This window comes from Rummeliibacillus sp. NPDC094406 (assembly GCF_044763875.1).
Lineage (GTDB): Bacteria > Bacillota > Bacilli > Bacillales_A > Planococcaceae > Rummeliibacillus.
On the sequence record NZ_JBIWGZ010000008.1, the window covers coordinates 157111 to 181426 of the forward strand.

Here is a 24316-nt window from a genome sequence, read left to right on the forward strand (position 1 = left end):
TCCTTTACTCAGTTAATTCTTCAATGAGACGGTCTTCATTCCACACTTCAATGCCTAGTTGTTCAGCTTTTGTGAGTTTTGAGCCTGCCTCTGCTCCGGCAATAACGAGGTCCGTTTTTTTACTTACGCTACCTGTTACTTTTCCACCTAGCTCTTCTATTTTCTCTTTTGCATCCTGGCGTGTCAATTGTTCCAATTTACCAGTTAACACAATTGTTTTCCCTGAAAATGCACTTTCTATTTCTTCTGTGTTTACTTTTTTACCTAAGTATGTCATGTTAACGCCAGCTTCACGTAAACGTGTGATTAATGCTTGTACATCTTCACTTTCAAAATATGAAACAATAGAGTCTGCCATTTTTTCTCCGATTTCAAAAACATTGACTAATTCTTCATCAGTAACAGTCATTAATCGGTCCATTGTTTCAAACTCTTCAGCTATTAATTTTGCCGCTTTTGCACCCACATGACGTATGCCTAGTCCAAATAATAATCGCTCTAGTGAGTTCTTTTTAGACTCTGCAATGGCAGCGGTTAAATTGGTTGCAGATTTCTCCCCCATACGATCAAGCTGGACCAGCTCTTCTACTTGTAGATGATATAAATCAGACACGTCTTTTACAAGCTCAGATTTTAATAATTGTTCTACAACTTTTTCACCACAACCATCAATATTCATTGCATTACGTGATACGAAATGCACCATACCTTCTGATATTTGCGCAAAACATTGTGGATTAACACAACGTAGAGCGACTTCATCTTCAATGCGGACTAATTCACTTTCGCATACCGGGCAATTAGATGGCATCGCAAAAGGTTCGATATCTTCGCTTCGTTGGTCGAATAATACAGACACAACTTCTGGGATAATATCGCCAGCCTTACGAATAATGACTTTATCTCCGATACGAACATCCTTTTCACGGATAATATCTTCATTATGCAATGTAGCACGTTGAACCGTAGTTCCTGCTACTAGTACAGGCTCTAAAATAGCAGTAGGAGTAACAACACCTGTACGTCCAACTGTCAAATCGATATCTAGCACAGTCGTTACAACTTCTTCTGCTGGGAATTTATACGCGATTGACCACCTTGGAACTTTCACAGTGTTCCCTAATTCAGCTTGTTGCGCATAGTGATCTACTTTTATAACAATACCATCAATTTCATATGGCAATGTTGATCGCTTTTCTGTCCACTCTTCAATATATGCCATCACTTCTTGAATGTCTTTGCAATTGCGTCGTTCATGATTTGTTTGGAAACCTAGCTGATCCATATAATTTAGTGCCTCACTATGACCTGTTAAACCATAGGCTTCACCGCTACCTCCAATTGCATAGATAAATATAGCTAAGTTACGACTTGCCGCAATTTTAGGATCTAGTTGACGTAAAGAGCCTGCTGCCGCATTACGAGGATTAGCAAATAGTTCTTCACCTTTTTCAGCTCGAGCTTTGTTTAGATTAGTAAATGAACGTTTCGGCATATAACATTCACCACGAGCCTCAATTGTGATTGGCTCTTTTAAACGAAGTGGTACTGAGTGAACTGTTTTTAGATTTTCAGTAATATCTTCACCAATTGTACCATTACCTCGGGTTGCCCCTTGGATGAAAACTCCATCTTCGTAACGTAATGAAATAGCTAAACCATCAATTTTCAATTCACACACATAAGAGAAATGATCTCCAATTACAGATCGAACGCGACGGTCAAAATCATTCAAATCGCTTTCGTTAAATGTATTGCCTAAACTTAGCATTGGATATTGGTGCGTCACTTTTTGGAAACCAGTCAATATTTCCCCACCCACGCGTTGAGTTGGTGAATCTGGATAGATTAAATCAGGATTTTCTTTTTCTAATGCAATTAGTTCATGTAGAAGTTGGTCATAAATTGCATCCGGTACAACCGGGTTATCTAATACATAATAGGCATGTCCATATTCATGAAGAAGCTGATTTAACTCTGCTACACGCTTTTCCAATTGAATTCTATCCATTCTTTTTCCTCCATATATGCTTAGACTTTTTCGATTGGTGCGAATTTCGCTAATAATCGTTTAATACCAGTTGGGCTTGGGAATGCAATATCTAATTCAGTATTTTCAGCTTCTCCTCGCACAGCAACAACTGTACCAATACCCCATTTTTTGTGAGAGGCTTTATCGCCAGCTTTCCAACCTATTTGGTCACCACCAGTTTGTTTATAAGTTGGTGTAATAATCGTTTTACGAGTTTGTGGTGCAGCATAACTTGATGGGCGACGTTTTGACGTACCCAAGCTATTACTCATACTTGAAGAATGTTCATTTGTTGAAACTTCTTCTAGTATTTCCATACCGATTTCTTGTAAGAAACGTGATGGACGATTATAGCTACTACGGCCAAAAATCGTACGAGATTGTGCACAAGTTAAGTATAGTCGTTGTTCTGCACGAGTTATTCCTACATAGGCTAAACGGCGTTCTTCTTCCATTTCATCTTCATCTTGCAATGATCGTGAGTGTGGGAAGATATTTTCTTCCATTCCGATGATGAAGACAACTGGAAACTCTAGACCTTTAGCAGAGTGCATTGTCATTAATACGATTGAACCTTTTGACTCGTCCTCCTTATCAAGTGAATCAATATCGGCAATCAATGCTAAATCTGTTAAGAATGCTACTAATGATTTATCATCGCTTTGATCTTCGAAAGCCTTTGTAACAGATAGAAATTCATTGATATTTTCTAAACGACTTTCCGCTTCAATTGTTTTTTCATTTCTCAACATGTCACGATATCCTGATTTATCAAGAACTTCTTCTACTAGTTCTGATACAGACATAAATTCTTGCATTTTAGTAAAGTTTGAAATCATTGTGTGGAAAGTAATTGCTGCATTTGTAGCTTTTGCCGATAATCCCATAAAATAGACTTCTTTTAATGCGTCGAAAATAGAACGATCTTGATCAATTGCATATTGTGCCATGCGTTCAAATGATGTTGCACCAATGCTACGTTTCGGTTCGTTAATAATACGTGCTAAAGATAAATCATCATCATTATTAGCAATTAAACGTAGATATGCGAGTAAGTCCTTGATTTCTTTACGGTCATAGAACTTTGTGCCACCGACAATGGTATATTCCATATTCGATTTCACTAGCATTTCTTCCATTACGCGAGATTGAGCATTTGTACGATACAAAATAGCAAATTCATCTAATGAGCGATTTTCTTTTTCCATTAACTCTTGAATAGTCTTAACGACAAATTGAGCTTCTTGCTTTTCGTCATATGAGCGACAGAGCGAAATTTTCTCGCCTTCCTCGTTATCTGTACGAAGCTTTTTCGGATAACGGCTGGCGTTATTTTTTATGACGTCATTAGCCGCTTGTAAGATGCGAGAAGTAGAACGATAATTTTGCTCAAGCATGATTGCTTTAGAAGTTGGATAATCTTTTTCGAAAGATAAAATGTTCTGTATATCCGCACCACGCCAACGATAAATGGATTGGTCAGAATCTCCTACTACACAAATATTTTGGAATTTCTTTGCTAGCATTTGCACTAAACGGTATTGTGAATGGTTGGTATCTTGATATTCATCCACATGGATATATTGGAAACGATTTTGATAATGTTCCAATACATCAGGTACTTCTTCAAATAAACGAATCGTTTGCATGATCAAATCATCGAAATCGAGTGATTGATTTTTGCGCAAACGTTTTTGGTAATTTTCATATACTTGTGCTACTGTACGTTCGTAAGGATTAGATTCATTTACTTGTGCTTGATATGCTTTAACATCAATACATTCATTTTTTGCTGAGCTAATAGCATTTAACATTGAACGTGGGTCAAATCGTTTAGAGTCTATATTTAGTTCCTTTAAAGCATTTTTAATCACTGTGAGTTGATCAGATGTATCAAGAATTGAGAAGTTTTTGTTGAAGCCAATTCGATCGATATCTCTTCTTAAAATACGTACGCACATAGAGTGGAAAGTTGAAACCCACATACGTTCTCCAGTGCCGTTACCAAGTAGCCCATCAATTCTTTCTCTCATTTCACGTGCTGCTTTATTAGTAAATGTAATCGCTAAGATTTTAGATGGATATACTTGTTTTTCAATAACTAAATATGCGATACGATGAGTTAGCACGCGCGTTTTACCAGAGCCAGCACCCGCCATTATAAGTAGCGGTCCCTCTGTCGTTTTGACAGCTTCTTCTTGTTCTTTATTCATACCTTTTATTAAGTTCTTCGTTAGCTGTTCCATAACGCACCACCTTTTCACAAACATTTGTTCTTAATTATACTATATTATTTTTTATCTTTCACTGCTTTTACTGTTTGTAATGCAGTTTTTAAATCGTCATAAATGATATTTCCTACAACAATTGTATCTGCGAATTCTGCCATTTCTTCCGCTTGAGCTGCAGAAGTAATGCCACCACCATAAATTAATTGGGTTTGTTGTAATTCTTGGCTAATTATTTCCACTAATTGTGGGTCACCATATGTGCCACTATACTCCATATAAAAAACAGGAAGTCTAAAGAAGTTTTCGGCCATTCTTGCATATGCAACCACATCATCTTGATCTAAGTCTGTTTTGGCACTGGATAGTTTCGCTGCTTTACAATCACTATTTAAGATACAATATCCTTCTGCGATTAGCTCGTCCCACATCATTACATCGCCATATGCTTTTATCGCTTCATGATGTAAATCTTTTACCCAAGTTGTGTCCGTGCTATTTAAAACCGTAGGAATTAAATAATAATCATAACCAGGTGTTACTGATTCTAAGTTAGATATTTCTAAAGCTACTGAAACTGTAAAACGACGAATGCGAGCGAGTAAATCTAACACACTATCAATTGTCACATCGTCAGTTCCTCCTACAATTATGGCATCTGTACCTGATTCACATAATGCTTCTAGTACTTCATCTGTAATATTTTTTGCTGGATCCACCTTGAACACATGCTGCCAGTTTTTTATCTCCATGAATTACCCACCTATCTAAATTTCTTTCTATGAACAGTATACACAAAACAAGCCTTTCGCTACTATCTGCGAAAGGCGGGTAGAAGAATTTTCATCATCTAGTTAGCAACCAGCTTAAAAAGGAAAAAACTGAACAGAATCTGTTCAGTTATTTAATCCACTTTAAACGGTAATGCTTCTTATTTAGGTGCTTGAAAGGGTTTTTCGTCAGGATAAAGACGACCTAACATTTCGTCATACGTATCATTACCATAATCAAAACATCTGCGCACGCGGGATATTGTCGCAGTAGATGCTCCTGTTTCTTTTTTTATGGTTTCATACGTTTTTTTCAAGCGTAAAAGATGAGCAACTTCAAAACGTTGTGCTAATGATTGGATTTCACTAATTGTACATAAATCATCAAAAAACTTATAGCACTCTTCAATATTATTTAACTCTAAAACGGCTTTGAACAATTGGTCTGTTTGATGGCCTTTAATTTTCTCGATTTGCATAAATAATTTTCCTCCTCCCTATTCGGGTGCCTAACGATATTTTCTCGTCCAGGATTGGAAGGTTTAGGGTGATCCCATGATGGACAAAACATACATGATTGTAACATGTCTACGAGTTCGCCGCTACCCTATAACAACTAACTATTATCATTTATATTTTACCATCATGTAGACACCGATTTCAATTTAACGCTTTAAAGCACTACTATCTCATAACTGATGGAAATAATACTTTTTTCTTCATTACATCGAAAATACCTCGCTGTGTGATCCGAATATAAGGTAAATGTGTAGATTGCAAGAATAATAGAGTATAAATTGCATCGCCATGATGATAGCCTCGTTCTGCTAAAGCTGTTTTCAATGCTTTTTCTTGCTCAATTAGCTTTTCTACCGGCTCTACAGACAAACAACCACCAAGTGGTAATGGCAAGCTTTCTACTACTTCACCATTTTCTACAATGACAATTCCACCATCCATCTTTTTCATAACATGGAATGCATGAAGCATTGCTTGAACATCTTTACCGATTAAAATAATATCTCCTGTGCAAGAATAAGAAGAAGCGAATCCTTGAAGTTTGTTTGCAAAACCTTTAATCAATGTATTCACACGCCATTTACCTTGACGATCGACAAGCATTAAATAGCATTCATCATGTTCCTCACTTAAATGTCCATCATTTGTATGGACAGATACTTTATATGGCTTTGTGATAACATCATTGACCATCTCAATACCAAATGGCATTGAAAACTGGCAATCTTCATCTGATAAATCAAAATCTAAATCTAAAGAACCTAATGTTGAAAAATCAGTACCTTCTAAAGAGAGAACCTTTTGTCCATCACGTTTAAGCCACACGCCCTTTGACAAGACGCTCACAGGTATAGGATGATATTCATCTTGTAAAATATTCAATGTTGCATAGCGACCAGTCGCTATAAAGCCATGTACATCGGTCATATTATAATAGCGCGCTACATTATAAGAAGCCATTTGATATGCATCAATTGGATCTACACCAGCATCAAGCGCAACTTGAATACATTTATCCATAATACCGTCTTCATAAAATGATGGTGTCGCTCCATCTGTTGTCATCATTAGGTGATCAAAGATATCTAATTTCTTGTCTAAAATATCCTTCAATAAATTTGGCAAATCTGGGCGAATAGATGAATGTCTCAATGTTACTGCATAACCATGTAGAATTCGGTTTTCCACTTCTTCAACAGTCATTGACTCATGGTCACCATCTGCACCAAATAGTTTCAATCGTGATAAAGTTCGAGAAGATGCTCCAGGTAAATGAGTTTCAATTTTTTTGCAATAAGCTTTTGCAGCTTGTAACCAATAAAGCATTTGGTCATCACCAGCTACTAATCTTGGCCAACCAGTTAATTCGCCTCCTAGTAATACATCTCGGCGTTCCAGCCATTCATGAATAGTGGTTGTTGTAAATAAATCATGTTCATGAAATAATTCTGTTTGCGAATCAAAACGAACCCACCAATAAAATGAAAATGGTAGTTGCTTTAGTTGATCTAAAATTGAAAACGCTTTCTTGTTACTTAGTTCTAAAAAGAACGTCATATTATCTGATAGGAATGTAGTAGTTCCCAATTGTGTAGAATAATCTGCTAATGTTTGGGGATTATAAAGTTGAAATGGATGTACATGTGGTTCGATATAGCCTGGAACAATTGTTTGTCCCTTCGCATCTACGATTTCAGTCCCCTTTATATTAACTGGCATTTTAGGACCTGCATAAATAATGCGATCCCCTAAAATCCAAATATTTCCCTGCATCCATCGTTTATACATGCTATGTAAATAACGTGCGTTGGTTATTACAATGCTGGGTGCTACCTTACCATCTATTACAGCTACTTGCTGTCTAATTTCCCCAATTTTCCATGCTGGTTCTAGCATTGCATCCATCTCCTTTCTATAAAGTGTGTGCTTTTTTGCCATGATTATTTTGTAAGTGAAATTCAATTTGAATTTTTTGTATTATAAGGTAATCGTATCATAGCACTTTAGGAAAGCAAAGCATTATGATTTGAATAATTATTTTTCAACTGGAGGTTAAAATGATGGCATTAGATGAAAATTTAAGTACTCGGAATGCTTTTTGTCGATTCGCATGGGGTGCTAGTTTGACAGCATTTGGTGTAGCTAAACTTTCTCGTAAACCTGATTGTATGCGTGGTAGAGCAATGGTTATTTTAGGAGCTATGAAAATGGCAGAAGGAATTCTAAAATATTGTCCTACAAAGGCGATTTTGAACAATTCATTAACTTCTATAATGAACGAATTTCAATCAAGTAATTCTAACGCCTCTTCAGGTGGCTCAGGATTAGGTGCCGCTGCTTCAAGTGCTATGGGTGGTATGAGCGGAGGCTCTTCATCTGGTTCTTCATCTGGTTCTTCATCTGGTTCTTCATCTGGTTCTTCATCTGCTTCCTCTTCATCTGGTTCTTCATCTGCTTCCTCTTCATCTGGTTCTTCATCTGCTTCCTCTTCAGGTGGTTCAGGATTAGGTGCCGTTGCTTCAGCTGTTATGGGTAGTATGGGTGGTGATTCTTCATCTAACTCCTCAGCTAGCTCAGGATTAGGTGGCATTGCTTCAGCTGTTATGGGTAGTATGGGTGGTGGTTCTTCATCTAACTCCTCAGCTGGCTCAGGATTAGGTGACATTGCTTCAGCTGTTATGGGCAGTATGGGTGGTGGTTCTTCATCTGGTACAGGATCAGATTCTAACACGAATCCTATAGATGTTGCTCAATTGATGAAAGACTTTGCTGGTACTTCTACGTCAAACACATCAAATAACCAGCAACAAAACACCCAAAATAATCAGCAAGCTAATGCCAATCAGCAAGCCGGCTCAAATAAACAGTCTAACTCTAACCAACAGCCAAATTCAAATCAGCAAATGAATAATCAACAAGCGAATTCGAATCAGCAAACGAACAAGCAACAAGCAAATTCAAACCAACAAGCGAATTCGAATCAGCAAACGAACAAGCAACAATCGAAACCTAAAGGTACGACAGGACAATCATGATGCAAACTGCCCGAACATCATTCGGGCAGTTTTTTTGCTGTGCGTCACTTTTACATTAGCCAAGTTCACAAGCCAGGTAGGTATTACATCGTTCTCCAACCAATATCTCTCCGGTAGAAAAAGCCATTCCATTCTTCTTTTGCCAACCCTTGATATACTTTTTCTTGTGCTTCTTTTAATGATGGTGCTTTTGCGGCTACTAATAAAACACGTCCTCCATTGCCTACATATTGTTCATCTATACGTTTGGTTCCTGCATGAAATACATCGAACTGTCGTGAAAGTTGCTTTAAAGAAGGTAATGGATTCCCTTTTGTAACATCACCAGGATAACCATCAGAAGCAATAACTACACCTAACATCGATTCGTCAGACCATGTGAGATTAAATTGCTCTCCATTCATTAGTGCCATCATAAATTCCCCAAAATCTGAAGTCATTCTTGGTAGCACTACTTGAGTTTCAGGATCACCGAAACGGGCGTTAAACTCAATTACTTTTGGACCATCTTGCGTCAAGATTAATCCTGCATATAAAATACCCGTAAAAGGCTTTCCTTCTGCAGACATCGCTTGTACTGTTGGTGCAACAATCTCATTATATGCACGTGTCACCATTTCCTCAGAAATTTGTGGTACTGGTGAATAAGCTCCCATCCCACCTGTATTTGGACCTTTATCTCCGTCGTATGCTCGTTTATGATCTTGTGCAATAACCATTGGATAAATTTGTCCATTATGAACAAATGACATATAGGAGAATTCTTCACCATCCAAAAATTCTTCAATGACTACTCGAGAGGAAGATTCACCGAATCGTTGATTACCAATCATATCGCGAACTGCATCAATCGCCTCTTGTTCATCCATAGCAACAATAACGCCTTTCCCAGCCGCAAGACCATCTGCTTTCACAACGATCGGAGCACCCATTTTATGAATATATGCAATCGCTTGTTCTGCATCTGTGAACGTAGCATAAGCCGCTGTTGGAATGTTATATTTCTGCATCAATTCTTTCGCAAAGGATTTACTTCCTTCAATTTGAGCTGCAGCTTTAGTTGGTCCAAAGATAAGTAAATTTTGTTCATTGAATGCATCAACAATTCCTTCTGCAAGTGGTTGTTCGGGACCAACAAATGTTAAATCAATTTCATTTTCTTTTGCAAATTTGATTAATGCTTCAAAGTCTGTTGTTGCGATGTTCACACATATTACATCTTGCTCCATACCATCATTACCTGGTGCGACAAATACCTTTTCAACAGATGGTGATTGTGCAAATTGCTTGGCAATAGCATGTTCACGACCTCCACCGCCTATAACTAAAATATTCAACGGGAATCCTCCTTATGTAAAGAAAACACGCTCAACTTGCGGGCGTGTTCTTTTTATGAAATATTTGTTAACATTTTCAGTAAAATGTTCTAACTACAGTCTCCCTGCGTAGCTTTACTTAAAGTCTGCATTACTTCACATCAATGGCTTTTGAGGGGGAGTCCCCCTCAAAGCCGCTAGTGTTTAGTGTTTAAAATGTCTTACTCCAGTAGTTACCATTGTGATACCATATTTGTTTGCAACATCGATTGAATCTTGGTCACGTTTTGAGCCTCCTGGATGGATGATAGCAGTAATGCCTGCTTTTGCAGCTTCTTCTACTGTATCTGGCATTGGGAAGAATGCATCCGATGCTAATGCTGCTCCTTTTGCCTTTTCGCCTGCTTGTTCTAGAGCGATTTTAGCAGAACCAACGCGGTTCATTTGACCAGCACCAACGCCTAAAGTCATTTTGTCATCTGTTACAACAATAGCATTTGATTTAACATGTTTTACAACGGACCAGCCTAGTTTTAAAGCTTCCCATTCTTGTTCAGTTGGTTGGCGTTCAGAAGTTACTGTAATTTCTGCTTCGTCAAACCCTTTGCGATCTGGTTCTTGAACAAGTAAACCACCTTCAACAGATACGGTATTGAATTGATCAAGTTTTTGTTGTTCAAATGAGATTGTAAGTAGACGAACATTTTTCTTTACAGTTAATTTTTCAATAGCTTCTTCTGTAAATCCTGGTGCAATAATGATTTCCAAGAAAATTCCAGAAAGTTTTTCAGCTGTTTCTGCATCTACTTCGCGGTTTAGTGCAACGATACCACCAAAAATTGATGTTGAATCAGCTTCGTATGCTTCGTTAAATGCTTCCGCAATCGTTTCACCGATACCAACACCACATGGATTCATATGTTTAACTGCAACTGCTGCTGGCTGTTTGAACTCTTTAATGATTTGAAGTGCTGCATTTGCATCTTGAATATTGTTGTAGGAAAGTTCTTTACCATGTAATTGTTCGGCATATGCGATAGAGAAATCAGATGCTAAACGTTTTTGATAGAATGCTGCTTTCTGGTGAGGGTTTTCACCGTAGCGAAGAGGTTGTTTTAATTCATAAGTTAGTGTTAGTTGATCTGGGAACTCTTCACCAACGTAGTTTGTTAAGTAATTTGAAATATATGAATCATACGCTGCTGTATGACGGAATACTTTTGCTGCTAAACGACGACGTGTTTCAAGCGTTGTATGACCTTCTGCTTTTAACTCTGCAAGTACAGCATCATAGTCATTTGAATCTACGATTACTGTTACGTATTTTTGGTTTTTCGCAGCTGAGCGTAGCATTGTAGGACCACCGATATCGATATTTTCAATCGCATCAGCAAATTCAACGTTTGGTTTTGAAATCGTATCAACGAATGGATAAAGGTTTACACATACAATTTCGATTGGTTCGATGCCATGTTCTTGCATTTGTGCTTGATGCTCTGGATCATCATATTTTGCAAGAAGGCCACCGTGAATCATTGGGTTCAATGTTTTAACACGTCCACCTAAGATTTCAGGGAATTTTGTTACTTCATCTACAGATGTAACAGTTACTCCGTTTTCTTGTAAATGTTTTTTCGTACCACCAGTTGATAAAATTTCGTAGTCCAATGCCTCTAATTCTTTCGCAAATTCTAAGATGCCTGATTTATCAGAGACACTGATTAATGCACGTTTCGTCACAATAATTTCCTCCTTAGTTGTAAAGCCAACAGATGTTTGTGTTGGTATGTAAATTCCGGTGACATTCGTCACCATTGTTAAACTAATAATGATTGTAATGCAGCTGGATAAATCTCATGTTCTACTTCATGAATTGTTCTCTCTGTCTTCTCACGATCACCGTCAATCACATTCACGGCTCTTTGCATAATAATCGTACCAGTATCCATACCTTCATCTACATAATGAACTGTGACTCCAGTAATTTTCACACCATGAGCCATCGCTTGACCAATGGCATCTTTTCCAGGAAAGGATGGTAGTAAAGATGGATGGATATTAACTATTTTCGAAGGATAGGCAGATAGTAAAGTGTCACCAATTAACCGCATATAACCTGCAAGCACTAGCCATTCAACCTGATTCTCTTTCAAAGCATTTAACACTTCATATTCATAAGCTTCTTTCGAATCAAAGTCTTTCGGATTCAGTGCTAAAACAGGAATACCTTTTTCAACAGCTCGTTTTGCCACATATGCACCTGGTTGATCTGTAACCACTAATTCAATTTTTGCATTTAGCTGACCACGTTCGATAGTATTTTGAATAGCTTGGAAGTTTGTTCCACTCCCAGAAGCAAATACTGCGATTGATACGTGCTTTTTCATTACGCTAAGCTCCCATCATGTTCACCTTTGAAAATAACACCATCACCTTTAACGACACGACCAATTGTATAAGCTTTTTCACCATATTTTTCAGCGATTGTGATTAATCGTCCAGCTTCAGAAGCGGGAACGGCTAACACAAACCCAATCCCCATGTTGAATACATTATATAAATCACGTTGTTGTAAATTACCTTGTAGTTTTAAAAATTCAAAGACTGGCAATACCGGCCATGTACCTAAATCAATTTCAGTTGCAAGTCCTTCTGGCATCATACGTGGAAGATTTTCATAGAAGCCACCTCCTGTTACATGTGCCATACCGTGTATATCAGACTCTTTTAACATTTCAAGTACTGGCTTTGCATAAATCTTCGTTGGTGTAAGAAGCGCTTCGCCAATTGGGCCAAGATCTTCGAATCCCGCTACAATTGCATCTGGTGTTATACCAGCATCTGCAAATACAATTTTACGAACAAGCGAGTACCCATTTGAATGAACACCGCTAGAGGCAAGTCCAACTAAAACATCACCTTCAGTAATGTGTTCACCTGTTACGATATTTGCCTTTTCAGTAGCACCTACTGCAAAACCTGCTAAATCATATTCATTCTCTTCATAAAGGCCAGGCATCTCTGCAGTTTCTCCACCAATTAAAGCAGCTCCAGATTGCACACAACCATCTGCCACACCTTTTACTATCTGTTCGATTTTCGCTGGTTCTGCTTTACCAACTGCCACATAATCCAAGAAGTAAAGTGGTTCAGCCCCTTGCGCTACAATGTCATTAACGCACATAGCTACACAGTCAATCCCGATCGTATCGTGTTTTTCTGTCATAAAGGCCAATTTTAATTTTGTACCAACACCATCTGTTCCAGAAATCAGAACTGGTTCTTTTAAGTTTAGTTCGGACAAATCAAACATGCCACCAAAGCCACCAAATGTACCTAGGATGCCTTTTCTTGCTGTACGCTCAACATGAGATTTCATACGTTGTACAGCTTCATAGCCTGCTTCGATGTTTACGCCTGCTTGTTCATATGCTTTTGACATGATTCTTCCTCCTCAAATTAATGTACCAATTCTTTTTCGTGTGGCAAGATAGTATCTGGGAATATTTCTGTAGGATACTTACCAGTGAAGCATGCTAGACAATGTCCACAATTTTGGCCCTCATCCGTTCTTCCAATGGCTTGAACCATTCCTTCCACAGATAAGTAAGTTAACGAATCTGCTCCAATTGCTTCACAAATTTCTTGTACGTTGTGATTAGAAGCAATCAATTCTTCGTGTGTTGATGTATCAATACCGTAAAAGCAAGGATTTGTCATTGGCGGTGAACTAATGACAACATGTACCTCTTTGGCACCTGCTTCCTTCAGCATATTAACGATTCTTTTAGAAGTCGTACCTCGAACGATTGAATCATCCACCATTATCACTCTCTTGCCCTGAACAACTTGTCGCACAGGAGAAAGCTTCATCTTAACGCCTCGTTCTCGCATTTCTTGAGAAGGCTGGATAAAAGTACGACCAACATAGCGGTTTTTAATTAAACCTAATTCATAAGGAATACCACTTTCTTCAGAGAAACCAATTGCAGCCGAAATACTAGAGTCTGGAACACCTGTTACAACATCCGCTTCAATATTCACTTCTTTCGCAAGCTGTTTCCCTAAACGTTTACGAGCCATATGGATATTGATGCCATCAATATCTGAGTCAGGACGAGAGAAATAAACGTATTCCATTGTGCATATTGCACGTTCTGCTGGGTATGCAAATTTCTCTGATTTCAATCCTTCATCATTGATTGTGATTAATTCACCTGGTTCTACAGCACGAACAAACTCTGCTCCAATGATATCGAAGGCACAAGTTTCTGAAGCAACTACCCAAGCACCATCAAGTTTTCCAAGTGATAAAGGACGTAAACCATGAGGATCTAAAGCAACTAACATTTCATCCTCCGTCATGATTAAAAAAGCATACGCGCCTTTTAATAAAGTCAAAGCATTTTTTGCACGATCATTCATAGAGCCAAAACCACTTCGTTTTAATAAATGAGCCAAAGCTTCTGTATCAGAAGTTGTTTGAAAAATGCTCCCTTGGCGTTCCAAGTGCTTTTTCAGATGATTCGCATTTACCAAATTTCCGTTATGTGCAATTGAAAGACTGCCTGTCGAAGAGTGGAAAAGTAATGGCTGTACGTTTTCAATACCTCCACCACCGGCAGTTGCATAGCGAACATGTGCGATTGCTGCTTTTCCTTGAAGCTTATCTAGCTTATCGCCAGTAAAGACCTCGTTAACTAAGCCTTCACCTTTCACAGCTTGTAAGTTTTCGCCATCTGTTACAACAATGCCAGCACCTTCTTGACCACGATGTTGAAGAGCGTGTAAGCCATAATAACTCATTTGGGCAGGATTTGGATGACCCCAAATACCAAAAACTCCACATTCTTCGTTTAAACCTCTGATTTCACCAAGCATGGGATAGCTCCTTTCCAAGCTTCTTGGAATTCTGAAACTGAACCCTCAATTAGGATTTCGCTATTTTCGTCACGAATGATTAATTGCGGATTAGATAACACATTTCCAATTTTAGCTGCATCTTGAACAATTGCTTCGAATGCATCTGCATTTTCTTTGTTCACTGAAACTAAGAAACGAGATTGAGATTCACTAAATAATGTAGTAACTGCTGAACCGCTTAAAATTACTTCTGCACCAAATTCAGTTCCAAATGTTGTTTCTGCTAATGCAACTGCAAGGCCACCTTCTGCTAAGTCATGTGCAGATTCAACAAGGCCTTGTTGGATGGCATTCAATAACGCTTCTTGTCTTGTCGCTTCCACTTCTAAATCAATCTCTGGTGCTAAACCAAAAATACGACCGTTATTTTGTAATTTTTGAAGTTCAGAGCCACCAAATTCAGTTTTTGTTTCACCAATCAGGTAGATGAAATCACCTGCTGCTTTTACTTTTTGTGTAGTTGTATGTGCTAAATCTTCGACTAAACCAACCATACCGATTGTTGGAGTTGGATAAATTGCAACACCACTGCGTTCATTATAAAGGGATACGTTCCCGCCAATGACTGGTGATTCTAATGCTTCACATGCTGCTGAAATACCATCTGCTGATTTTTCGATTTGCCAGAAGATTTCTGGTTTCTCTGGATTCCCAAAGTTTAAGCAATCTGTAATAGCTAAAGGTTTACCCCCAGAACAAACAATGTTACGCGCTGCTTCTGCTACTGCAATTTTCCCACCAACTTCAGGATCTAAATAAATATAGCGAGAGTTACAATCTGTTGTCATTGCAAGTCCTTTGTTTGTACCTCGAACACGTACAACTGCTGCATCAGATCCTGGTGCTACAACAGTTGATGTACGCACTTGGTAATCATATTGGTCATAAACCCACTCTTTTGATGCAATGGTTGATTGTTTCAGAAGTGCGAGTAATGTTTCTTTGTAGTTTTCTACAGTTGGCTCTTCGTTTTTCATTTGTTGGAATTCAGTGAAGTATGCTGGTACTGCAGATGGTTTGTGATAAACAGGTGCATCTTCAGCTAAAGCATCTGCTGGTACATTTGCTACTACTTCCCCTTTATGAACAAGACGAAGCATTTTATCCTCTGTTACTTGCCCAATCGCTACAGCATCTAAACCGTATTTTACAAATAGGTCGATGATTTCTTGTTCATGCCCTTTTTTCACAACAATTAGCATACGTTCTTGTGATTCAGAAAGCATCATTTCATAAGGTGTCATGTTTGTTTCACGTTGTGGTACTAAGTCTAAATTCATCTCTATACCGAAACCTGCTTTTGAAGCCATTTCCGCTGAAGAAGATGTAAGTCCTGCAGCGCCCATATCTTGAATCCCTACTAGGGAGTCGTATTTTACAAGTTCTAGACAAGCTTCCAAAAGCAATTTCTCCATGAATGGATCGCCAACTTGGACAGCTGGACGTTTTTCTTCAGAAGATTCACTTAATTCCTCGGAAGCAAATGTTGCACCATGAATACCATCTCTACCTGTTTTAGCACCAACATACATAACCGTGTTACCTACACCTGAAGCAATCCCTTTTTGGATGTCTTTATGGTCAATTAAACCTACACACATAGCGTTAACTAATGGATTTCCCTCGTAGCATGGATCAAATTGAATTTCTCCACCAACTGTTGGAATACCGATACAGTTACCATAGCCTGCAATTCCTGCTACTACTTCTTCAAATAAATATTTGACACGTTTGGATGCATCTAATTCCCCAAAACGTAGGGAGTTTAACATAGCAATAGGACGAGCGCCCATTGAAAATACGTCACGAATAATACCGCCTACACCTGTAGCAGCACCTTGATAAGGTTCAATTGCTGAAGGATGGTTGTGTGATTCCATTTTGAAAACAACCGCTTGCTCATCACCGATATCAACAATCCCTGCTCCTTCACCAGGTCCTTGCAATACGCGAGGCCCCTTTGTTGGGAATTTACGAAGGACAGGCTTTGAGTTTTTGTAAGAACAGTGTTCGGACCACATTACAGAGAAAAGACCTGTTTCTGTCCAATTTGGTGTACGTCCTAGAATATTCTCTACTAAGGCAAATTCTTCGTCTGACAAGCCCATTTGTGCGTATAGCTTTTGCTCTTTAATTTGCTCTGTTGTTGGTTCAAGCTTGGTTGACATATGATTCCCTCCACTGTTTGACAATTGATTTGAATAAGGCAAGGCCATCTGCGCCACCGATTAATTCATTCACTGCGCGTTCTGGATGAGGCATCATACCAAGAACATTCCCTTTTTCGTTGATAATACCAGCAATGTTTTCTAAACTACCGTTCGGATTTTCACTTGCATACGTAAAAACAATTTGGTTGTTGTCTTTTAGTTGTTGCAAAGTTACTTCGTCACAATAGTAATTTCCTTCACCGTGTGCAATTGGAATTTGAATAACTTCGTCTAAATCATATTGGTTTGTAAATAATGTATTATTGTTTACTACTTTTAAATCTACTGTACGGCACATGAATTTAAGATTTTTGTTTCGTAACAAAGCTCCAGGAAGTAACCCTGCTTCTGTTAAAATCTGAAATCCATTACATACCCCAAGTACTGGCTTACCAGCTTCTGCAGCTTTTACGACTTCAGCCATTACATTTGAGAAACGAGCAATTGCACCACAGCGAAGATAATCTCCATAAGAGAACCCCCCTGGCAATAAAATACCGTCATACCCGCTTAAATCTGTTGCATCATGCCAAACGTATTCTGCTTCTTCTCCGAGTTCGTCTTGAATCGCGTGATACATATCTAAATCACAGTTCGATCCTGGGAATACGAGTACTGCGAATTTCATCTTTAGTTAGCCTCCTCGACTTCGTAACGGTAATCTTCAATTACTGTATTCGCTAGTAGTTTTTCACTCATTTCTTTTACAATGCCATCGATGTCTCGTTCAGAAGGATCGATTTGTAATTCTAAATATTTTCCAATGCGAACATCTGCTACTTCGTTATATCCCATTGTGTGCAGGGATCCTTTTACTGCTGAGCCTTGTGGGTCTAATACGCTTTCGCGAAGTGTTACGTAGATTTTCACTTTTTTCATTTAGAAACTCCTCCTAGACGGGATAATATGATTTCATATACTTCAGTTAAGTCACCAAGATCACGGCGGAATACGTCCTTATCAAGATGTTGCTTTGTTTTTGCATCCCACAAACGACATGTATCAGGTGAAATTTCATCTGCTAAAAGCACCTGACCGTTTTCATCACGACCAAATTCTAGTTTAAAATCTACTAATATTACATCAATATCATAGAAAAATGGACGTAGAATTTCATTTATCTTCAAACCATTGTCGTAAAGGGCCATCACTTCTTCTTTAGAAGCGATGCCCATTACGTCAATATGTTCTTCCGAGATAAACGGGTCTCCAAGGTCATCATTTTTGTAATAAAATTCTACGATTGGACGTTTAAGAGGTGTTCCTTCTTCTATTCCTAATCGTTTCGCAAGGCTACCAGCTACGATATTACGTACTACCACTTCGATAGGAATAATATCTACTTTTTTGACAAGTTGTTCGTTGTCTGAAATTTTCTCAACGAAGTGTGAGTCAATACCAGCTGCTTTTAATTTGTCAAAGATCAATGATGTAATGCTGTTATTTAAAACACCTTTACCTGCAATTTCTGCTTTCTTTTCACCGTTGAATGCTGTAGCACTATCTTTGTATTCAACAAACAAAATATGTTCATCTTCTGTTGTATACAATTTTTTTGCTTTTCCTTCATACAAAAGTTGACCTTTTTCCACTGTTTATTCCCCCGGTTTAGGTTTAGTTATTTAGTTTAATCCTAGACGTTCGAAAATCATGTCCACTTGTTTTAGGTGGTGATGGTAATCGAAGCAATCATCTAATTCTTCTTTTGAAAGATAAGAAGTAATTTTTTCATCTGCATCGACAAGTTCGCGGAATTGAATTTGTTCATCCCATGCTTTTGCAGTCAATGGTTGAACAGTATCATATGCTTCCTCACGTACAAGACCCTTGTCGATTAAAGCAAGTAACACACGTTGAGAGTAAATCAAACCAAAAGTGCGTCCCATGTTACGTTTCATGTTTTCTGGGAAGACTGTTAGGTTTTTCACGATATTGCTAAAACGAGTTAACATATAATTTAAACCGATTGTTGTATCAGGTAGGATGATACGCTCTGCGGATGAATGTGAAATATCACGTTCATGCCATAAAGAAACGTTTTCGTATGCAGTTACCATATGACCACGGATAACGCGAGCCATACCAACCATATTTTCAGAACCGATTGGATTACGTTTATGAGGCATTGCAGAAGATCCTTTTTGACCTTTTGCAAAGAATTCTTCTACTTCACGAGTTTCAGATTTTTGAAGTCCGCGGATTTCAGTTGCAAATTTCTCAATAGAAGTAGCAACCAATGCAAGAGCTGCAATGTATTCTGCATGGCGATCACGTTGCAATGTTTGTGTAGAAATTGGTGCAGCTTGTAGCCCTAATTTTTCACAAACGTATTGTTCAACAAATGGCTCAATATTTGCGTAAGTACCTACAGCACCAGAAATTTTTCCTGTTTCAATTGTTTTAGTTGCTGCTTCAAAACGTTCTAGGTTACGTTTCATTTCTTCATACCAAAGGGCAAGTTTTAGACCGAATGTAGTTGGTTCAGCGTGAACACCATGAGTACGTCCCATCATAACTGTAAATTTATGTTCTTTTGCTTTTTCAGCAATAATATCGATAAAATTACGAATATCTTTTCTTAGGATTTCATTTGCTTGTTTTAATTGGTAAGAAAGAGCTGTATCTACAACGTCAGTTGAAGTTAAACCATAATGTACCCATTTACGTTCTTCACCAAGTGATTCAGATACGGCACGCGTGAATGCTACGACATCGTGACGAGTCTCTTTTTCAATTTCTAAAATACGATCAATATCAAAAGTTGCGTTTTCACGAATCTTCGCAACATCTTCTTTTGGAATTTCGCCAAGTTCTGACCAAGCTTCACAAGCTAAAATCTCAACTTCTAACCATGCTTGGTATCTGTTTTGTTCTGTCCAAATTGCGCCCATCTCAGGACGAGTATAACGTGCTATCATTATTGTCTCCTTCTATTCTGCCCAGATGGCAGAATCATCAATTTCTCTAATAGTATGATCAAGATCATCCGTCATTATTGTAACATGTCCCATCTTCCGATTCTTCTTTGCTTGTTGTTTTCCATAAAGGTGAATAGACCAATCTGGATATTTTAGTAAAGAGTTCGTAACAGGCATGACATGTTGCCCTAGAATATTCACCATAACAGAAGGGCTCCAAAGTTTGGGCTTACGTAAAGGCCAGCCACAGATTGCTCGAATGTGTTGATGAAATTGCGAAATGTTACAAGCTTCGATTGAGTAATGACCAGAATTATGAGGTCGCGGAGCTAATTCATTGATCAAAATCGTTCCATCTTTAAGGACGAACATTTCAACAGCTAATGTACCGATTAGTTGAAGATGATCTGCAATTCTTTCTGCAGCATCGATGGCTAATACCGCTGTCTTTTCTTCAATTCTTGCAGGTACAATTGTTTCATGAAGAATATGGTTAACATGAATATTTTCTCCGATTGGTAAACAATATGTTTCGCCTTGCTTATTTCGTTGAACAATAACAGAAACTTCTTTTATGAATGGAACAAACGCTTCTGCTACACAAGCCGAATGTTCAAATAATGGTTCTGCTAGTGCTAATTCAGAAGATGAATGAATCGTCTGCTGACCTTTTCCATCATAACCACCACGAGCTGTTTTTACGATACAAGGATAACCAACTTTTTCAATGTTTTTCACTAATTCATTAAAATTTTGACATGCAATGTAATTTGCAACGGGACAGCCTGATTCACTAATGGCCGATTTTTCCTGAATGCGGTCTTGTGTAATCTTGATTAACTCAGCGCCTTGTGGTACATAAGCAATTTCTGTTAATTGTTTTAATCCTTCATAATCGATATTTTCAAATTCAAACGTAATGACGTCACTTATTTCTGCTAATTCTTCAAGAGCAGTTTGATCATTGTAAGGTGCAACAATTCGAATGTCTGCAACTTGACCACATGGCGAATCCATCGTTGGTTCTAATACAGCAATTTTAAATCCAGCTTCTTTTGCAGCAAGTGCCATCATACGTCCAAGCTGACCCCCACCAATAATACCAATGGTTTGACCAGGAAAAATCGTTTTCATCACTGTAATTCACCTGTGCTTTCTAAAGCTTTCATCTTCATCTCTTGTCGTCTTGCTTCTATTTTTTCAGTAATAACTGTATTGGTTGTTGATAATATTTGTGCTGCTAACAATCCTGCGTTAGTCGCTCCGGCTTTCCCAATCGCCACTGTTGCTACAGGAACACCTCCTGGCATTTGCACGATTGATAATAATGAATCGATTCCATTTAACGCCTTAGATTGAACTGGTACGCCAATAACAGGTAATGTAGTTTTGGCTGCTACCATTCCTGGTAAATGAGCTGCACCGCCAGCGCCAGCTATAATGACATGCAGTCCCCTGCTACGAGCTTCCTGTGCATATTCAAACATCAAGTCAGGTGTACGATGAGCAGAGACTACTTTTTTTTCATATGGAATTTCTAATTCATCTAAAATGTCACAAGCATATTTCATAGTTTCCCAATCACTTGAACTTCCCATGATTACGCCAATTTTCGGATTCATGTATGTAAGCCTCCTATCAATTACGCCTCGGGGTAACTGGTCCAAATTTTGAATCTCGCTCAAAATTTATGACATCCGCCGGAGGCTTTAACTTCTATCAGCGAGTGTTTATGGCACCTGTTAAAAGAAGTTAAACAAATAAAATATCCTCAGATACCCCAATTCACACATTATTACCATGCGCGAAAAGCAGATACCTGAGGATTTTGAAATGACAGGGCTATGGAAAATAGAATTTCCCCTGTACATTATTCCTAAAGTTGCTTTCCCGCATAGTCCAGCATTTACGGTGCTGGGTAGAGACACTAGAGCCAATCCTCTAGCATATATGGGGATTCGATGTTTTTCTACTCACATTTTAACAATAGAAAGAATACAAGTCAACAACAAAATACGAACAATAAAATATGTTAAAAAGTTCATCGTTCGTATTTTAATCAGATTTCGTTCTATTCTCCTATTAACATGCCTTTAAATTTGATGATTTGACGAATCGGAACAGGCTCTCCATTCACCATTTGAAACAGGGGTTCCTCTTTTCTACCTACTGGCATATAGCCTTCTTTCTTCATTCTTTCCAAACATGCGTCAATTGTTTCGGTTTCTTCTACTTCAAACCATACTTGTTTTTTAGCCAAAGTGTCACTTCCTTACATAGGTCTTCTCTTATTATAACTGTTAGGACATCTTTCATTATAAAATGAAACTTCACTCAGTGGGGATTTTCTTCATCCAAATCCAACATTGAGTGTTAGTTGACCCAATCAGCTTTTTATCTCAGTTGATCCTCTACCTATCCTCTTGTCTCCTACCTTAGCCTTACAGTGGGAGCTTAACATTCCGTTAATGAGAAATAAAAAAATACACAGGATTCCATATCCTGTGTATAATTCTATATTCCATTAAATTTCTATTTCTTTTTCTTGTGCTTGGATACGTGCAACACCAGTAGATATAGCAGCAAGTCTTACAGCTCTTGCGACAGTATCTGTTACACGTGCATCGAAAATCTCCGGTACAATTCGTCCATCTTTCAAATCTTGTTCAGTGATAAGAGAAGCAATTGCACTAACTGCAGCTAGTTTCATTTCTTCATTGATATCTGATGCACGTACATCTAATGCTCCTCTAAAAATACCAGGAAATGCTAGCATATTGTTAATTTGGTTTGGATAATCTGATCTTCCTGTTGCAATTATTCTTACTCCCCACTCATTAGCATGATCATATGAAATCTCTGGATTTGGATTAGCTAATGCAAATACAATCGGATTATCATTCATGGACTGAATCATTTGCTTAGTTAAAACATTTGCTACAGACACACCGATAAAAATATCCGCACCTGTTAAAGCATCTTCAAGTGAACCTTGTACCCCATCTAAATTACTAAACTTTGCAATGCGCTCTTTCATCGAATTCATACCTATTTTACGATCTTTATGAATAATTCCTTTAGTATCACATACAATCATATGTTCAAATCCTAAGTTACGTAATAAGCGCAAAATTGATATTCCAGCTGCACCAGCCCCATTAATAACTACTCGTACATTTTTAATATCTTTATTGACAATTTTCAATGCATTTAATATTCCGGCACCAACAACGATTGCCGTTCCATGTTGATCATCATGAAAAACAGGTACATTGCATTCTTCCCTAAGACGCTCTTCAATAACAAAGCAACGGGGTGCTGAAATATCTTCTAGATTAATAGCGCCAAAGGTTGGACTAATGGCTTTCACAGTTTGTATAATTTCTTCTGAATCCTTTGTATCTAAACAAATTGGAAAGGCATCTACATTTGCAAAACGTTTTAATAAAAGTGCTTTCCCCTCCATCACCGGTAATGCAGCTTCTGGCCCAATATCTCCTAATCCAAGTACAGCTGTGCCATCCGTTACGACCGCCACTAAATTCCCCTTCATTGTATAGTCATAAACAGCATTTTGATTTTTTTCAATTTCAATACAAGGCTCTGCAACTCCTGGTGAATAGGCTAAACTCAAATCCTCGATCGATTCTACAGGCAACTTAATCTGTACATCTAACTTACCATTCAAATTTTTGTGCAAATCTAAAGCTCGTTCTCGTAAACTCTTCAATAGTTACACAACCCCTTTTAAGTAGTAAACCATTTTCTAATTCAAGTTTTGGAAATTGAATTAGACCACCAATCAAGTGCTTCATGTTCGATTTTTACTCGAAACATTATAAAACTCATTACGGCTATAGAGATATATACTAGTGTACTATTAACCATTTGTCAATATTATTTGAATATTCATTTTATTTTAGTTGTTTAATTAACTAAAGTATTTTTTCATAACATCTTATATAATATTTTCTAAAGAGTAATTTTATAACTCGGCAATTTCTGAGGTTATTTGAGAAATGTAAACGATAAGCAATTTATAGAGCGGCTATTTATTATTATGGAGATGAGGGAAATTTATAAAAAAATAGACACTGTTAAAGATATTGTTGATTTTTATAGGTTTGGCTACAGACGGATGCTTTCCGCAGGAGTCGCCGTCTTTCACTTAATAAAAGCTTATTCAATATCAACAATTAAGTATAACAGGGTCAAAAAATAAAAAAGGTACTACCGATAAAATCAGCAGTACCTTAGTAAGCCTAGCAATGTCCTACTCTCGCAGGGGGACAGCCCCCAACTACCATTGGCGCTAAAGAGCTTAACTTCTGTGTTCGGCATGGGAACAGGTGTGACCTCTTTGCC

At 38.0% G+C, this 24316-nt stretch carries 20 protein-coding genes, 1 rRNA gene and 1 riboswitch; of the genes, 1 reads left to right on the top strand and 20 read right to left on the bottom strand.

Annotation, left to right across the window (positions count from 1 at the left end; all coding sequences use genetic code 11):
* Nucleotides 1-4: 4 nt before the first annotated feature.
* From ligA to ACIQ4I_RS18400, 5 genes are all read right to left on the bottom strand, one after another.
* Complete coding sequence (gene ligA, locus ACIQ4I_RS18380) at nucleotides 5-2011, bottom strand: NAD-dependent DNA ligase LigA (protein ID WP_403098643.1); 2007 nt, start codon at nucleotides 2009-2011, stop codon at nucleotides 5-7.
* Between the two features lie 20 nt (nucleotides 2012-2031).
* Nucleotides 2032-4278 (bottom strand): DNA helicase PcrA, encoded by a 2247-nt coding sequence (pcrA, locus tag ACIQ4I_RS18385; RefSeq protein ID WP_403098646.1) that lies wholly within the window; start codon nucleotides 4276-4278, stop codon nucleotides 2032-2034.
* 44 nt (nucleotides 4279-4322) lie between these two features.
* Entirely contained in the window at nucleotides 4323-5012 is a 690-nt protein-coding gene (gene pcrB, locus ACIQ4I_RS18390) for a heptaprenylglyceryl phosphate synthase (RefSeq protein ID WP_403098647.1), read from the bottom strand.
* A gap of 179 nt (nucleotides 5013-5191) precedes the next feature.
* Nucleotides 5192-5509, bottom strand: a complete 318-nt coding sequence (locus tag ACIQ4I_RS18395; protein ID WP_119414395.1) for a YerC/YecD family TrpR-related protein — start codon at nucleotides 5507-5509, stop codon at nucleotides 5192-5194.
* A gap of 205 nt (nucleotides 5510-5714) precedes the next feature.
* Entirely contained in the window at nucleotides 5715-7445 is a 1731-nt protein-coding gene (locus ACIQ4I_RS18400; RefSeq protein ID WP_403098649.1) for an adenine deaminase C-terminal domain-containing protein, read from the bottom strand.
* Nucleotides 7446-7609: 164 nt separating this feature from the next.
* On the opposite strand from ACIQ4I_RS18400, the gene ACIQ4I_RS18405 reads away from it, so the two are divergent.
* The gene (locus ACIQ4I_RS18405; RefSeq protein ID WP_403098651.1) at nucleotides 7610-8584 is read left to right on the top strand and encodes a hypothetical protein; all 975 of its coding nucleotides are present in this window, start codon (nucleotides 7610-7612) and stop codon (nucleotides 8582-8584) included.
* 83 nt (nucleotides 8585-8667) lie between these two features.
* Here the strand turns inward: ACIQ4I_RS18405 and purD are convergent, their stop codons facing one another.
* The 15 genes from purD to rrf all read right to left on the bottom strand — a co-directional run.
* A complete protein-coding gene (purD, locus tag ACIQ4I_RS18410) occupies nucleotides 8668-9921 on the bottom strand; it encodes a phosphoribosylamine--glycine ligase (protein WP_403098654.1) in 1254 nt (417 codons plus the stop codon).
* Between the two features lie 183 nt (nucleotides 9922-10104).
* The gene (gene purH, locus ACIQ4I_RS18415; protein WP_403098656.1) at nucleotides 10105-11640 is read right to left on the bottom strand and encodes a bifunctional phosphoribosylaminoimidazolecarboxamide formyltransferase/IMP cyclohydrolase; all 1536 of its coding nucleotides are present in this window, start codon (nucleotides 11638-11640) and stop codon (nucleotides 10105-10107) included.
* Nucleotides 11641-11717: 77 nt separating this feature from the next.
* A complete protein-coding gene (purN, locus tag ACIQ4I_RS18420) occupies nucleotides 11718-12287 on the bottom strand; it encodes a phosphoribosylglycinamide formyltransferase (protein ID WP_403098658.1) in 570 nt (189 codons plus the stop codon).
* On the bottom strand, nucleotides 12287-13342 hold the full coding sequence (gene purM / locus ACIQ4I_RS18425; RefSeq protein WP_403098660.1) for a phosphoribosylformylglycinamidine cyclo-ligase: 1056 nt from the start codon (nucleotides 13340-13342) through the stop codon (nucleotides 12287-12289). The genes purN and purM overlap by 1 nt, the downstream gene beginning before the upstream one ends.
* A gap of 17 nt (nucleotides 13343-13359) precedes the next feature.
* Entirely contained in the window at nucleotides 13360-14781 is a 1422-nt protein-coding gene (gene purF / locus ACIQ4I_RS18430) for an amidophosphoribosyltransferase (RefSeq protein WP_403098664.1), read from the bottom strand.
* Nucleotides 14757-16991: a phosphoribosylformylglycinamidine synthase subunit PurL gene (gene purL, locus ACIQ4I_RS18435; protein WP_403098666.1), complete on the bottom strand. Its 2235-nt coding sequence runs from the start codon at nucleotides 16989-16991 to the stop codon at nucleotides 14757-14759. The genes purF and purL overlap by 25 nt, the downstream gene beginning before the upstream one ends.
* A complete protein-coding gene (gene purQ / locus ACIQ4I_RS18440; RefSeq protein WP_403098668.1) occupies nucleotides 16975-17661 on the bottom strand; it encodes a phosphoribosylformylglycinamidine synthase subunit PurQ in 687 nt (228 codons plus the stop codon). The genes purL and purQ overlap by 17 nt, the downstream gene beginning before the upstream one ends.
* 2 nt (nucleotides 17662-17663) lie before the next feature.
* Complete coding sequence (purS, locus tag ACIQ4I_RS18445; RefSeq protein ID WP_403098671.1) at nucleotides 17664-17912, bottom strand: phosphoribosylformylglycinamidine synthase subunit PurS; 249 nt, start codon at nucleotides 17910-17912, stop codon at nucleotides 17664-17666.
* Nucleotides 17909-18625 carry a phosphoribosylaminoimidazolesuccinocarboxamide synthase gene (gene purC / locus ACIQ4I_RS18450; RefSeq protein ID WP_403098673.1) on the bottom strand — a complete coding sequence of 239 codons (717 nt, stop codon included), beginning with the start codon at nucleotides 18623-18625 and terminating at the stop codon, nucleotides 17909-17911. Before purC ends, purS begins: the two co-directional genes overlap by 4 nt.
* Before the next feature lie 30 nt (nucleotides 18626-18655).
* Entirely contained in the window at nucleotides 18656-19951 is a 1296-nt protein-coding gene (gene purB, locus ACIQ4I_RS18455) for an adenylosuccinate lyase (protein WP_403098675.1), read from the bottom strand.
* Nucleotides 19952-19963: 12 nt separating this feature from the next.
* A complete protein-coding gene (gene purK, locus ACIQ4I_RS18460; RefSeq protein ID WP_403098678.1) occupies nucleotides 19964-21088 on the bottom strand; it encodes a 5-(carboxyamino)imidazole ribonucleotide synthase in 1125 nt (374 codons plus the stop codon).
* Nucleotides 21085-21573, bottom strand: a complete 489-nt coding sequence (purE, locus tag ACIQ4I_RS18465) for a 5-(carboxyamino)imidazole ribonucleotide mutase (RefSeq protein WP_403098681.1) — start codon at nucleotides 21571-21573, stop codon at nucleotides 21085-21087. Before purE ends, purK begins: the two co-directional genes overlap by 4 nt.
* A 253-nt stretch (nucleotides 21574-21826) precedes the next feature.
* Nucleotides 21827-21925, bottom strand: a riboswitch (purine riboswitch).
* A gap of 97 nt (nucleotides 21926-22022) precedes the next feature.
* Nucleotides 22023-22211, bottom strand: a complete 189-nt coding sequence (locus tag ACIQ4I_RS18470) for an NETI motif-containing protein (protein ID WP_403098683.1) — start codon at nucleotides 22209-22211, stop codon at nucleotides 22023-22025.
* 264 nt (nucleotides 22212-22475) lie between these two features.
* Nucleotides 22476-23681 carry an NAD(P)-dependent malic enzyme gene (locus ACIQ4I_RS18475; protein ID WP_403098685.1) on the bottom strand — a complete coding sequence of 402 codons (1206 nt, stop codon included), beginning with the start codon at nucleotides 23679-23681 and terminating at the stop codon, nucleotides 22476-22478.
* A 530-nt stretch (nucleotides 23682-24211) separates the two neighbouring features.
* Nucleotides 24212-24316 (bottom strand): 5S ribosomal RNA (gene rrf, locus ACIQ4I_RS18480); the annotation flags it as partial.

Coding starts and splice junctions, on each gene's coding strand:
- ACIQ4I_RS18405 (WP_403098651.1), top strand. CDS start 7,610: ATGGCATTAGATGAAAATTTAAGTACTCGGAATGCTTTTTGTCGATTC.
- purL (WP_403098666.1), bottom strand. CDS start 16,991: ATGTCAACCAAGCTTGAACCAACAACAGAGCAAATTAAAGAGCAAAAG.
- purS (WP_403098671.1), bottom strand. CDS start 17,912: ATGAAAAAAGTGAAAATCTACGTAACACTTCGCGAAAGCGTATTAGAC.
- pcrA (WP_403098646.1), bottom strand. CDS start 4,278: ATGGAACAGCTAACGAAGAACTTAATAAAAGGTATGAATAAAGAACAA.
- purM (WP_403098660.1), bottom strand. CDS start 13,342: ATGTCAAAAGCATATGAACAAGCAGGCGTAAACATCGAAGCAGGCTAT.
- ligA (WP_403098643.1), bottom strand. CDS start 2,011: ATGGATAGAATTCAATTGGAAAAGCGTGTAGCAGAGTTAAATCAGCTT.
- purB (WP_403098675.1), bottom strand. CDS start 19,951: ATGATAGCACGTTATACTCGTCCTGAGATGGGCGCAATTTGGACAGAA.
- ACIQ4I_RS18395 (WP_119414395.1), bottom strand. CDS start 5,509: ATGCAAATCGAGAAAATTAAAGGCCATCAAACAGACCAATTGTTCAAA.
- purE (WP_403098681.1), bottom strand. CDS start 21,573: ATGAATCCGAAAATTGGCGTAATCATGGGAAGTTCAAGTGATTGGGAA.
- purF (WP_403098664.1), bottom strand. CDS start 14,781: ATGCTTGGTGAAATCAGAGGTTTAAACGAAGAATGTGGAGTTTTTGGT.
- purQ (WP_403098668.1), bottom strand. CDS start 17,661: ATGAAATTCGCAGTACTCGTATTCCCAGGATCGAACTGTGATTTAGAT.
- purN (WP_403098658.1), bottom strand. CDS start 12,287: ATGAAAAAGCACGTATCAATCGCAGTATTTGCTTCTGGGAGTGGAACA.
- ACIQ4I_RS18400 (WP_403098649.1), bottom strand. CDS start 7,445: ATGCTAGAACCAGCATGGAAAATTGGGGAAATTAGACAGCAAGTAGCT.
- pcrB (WP_403098647.1), bottom strand. CDS start 5,012: ATGGAGATAAAAAACTGGCAGCATGTGTTCAAGGTGGATCCAGCAAAA.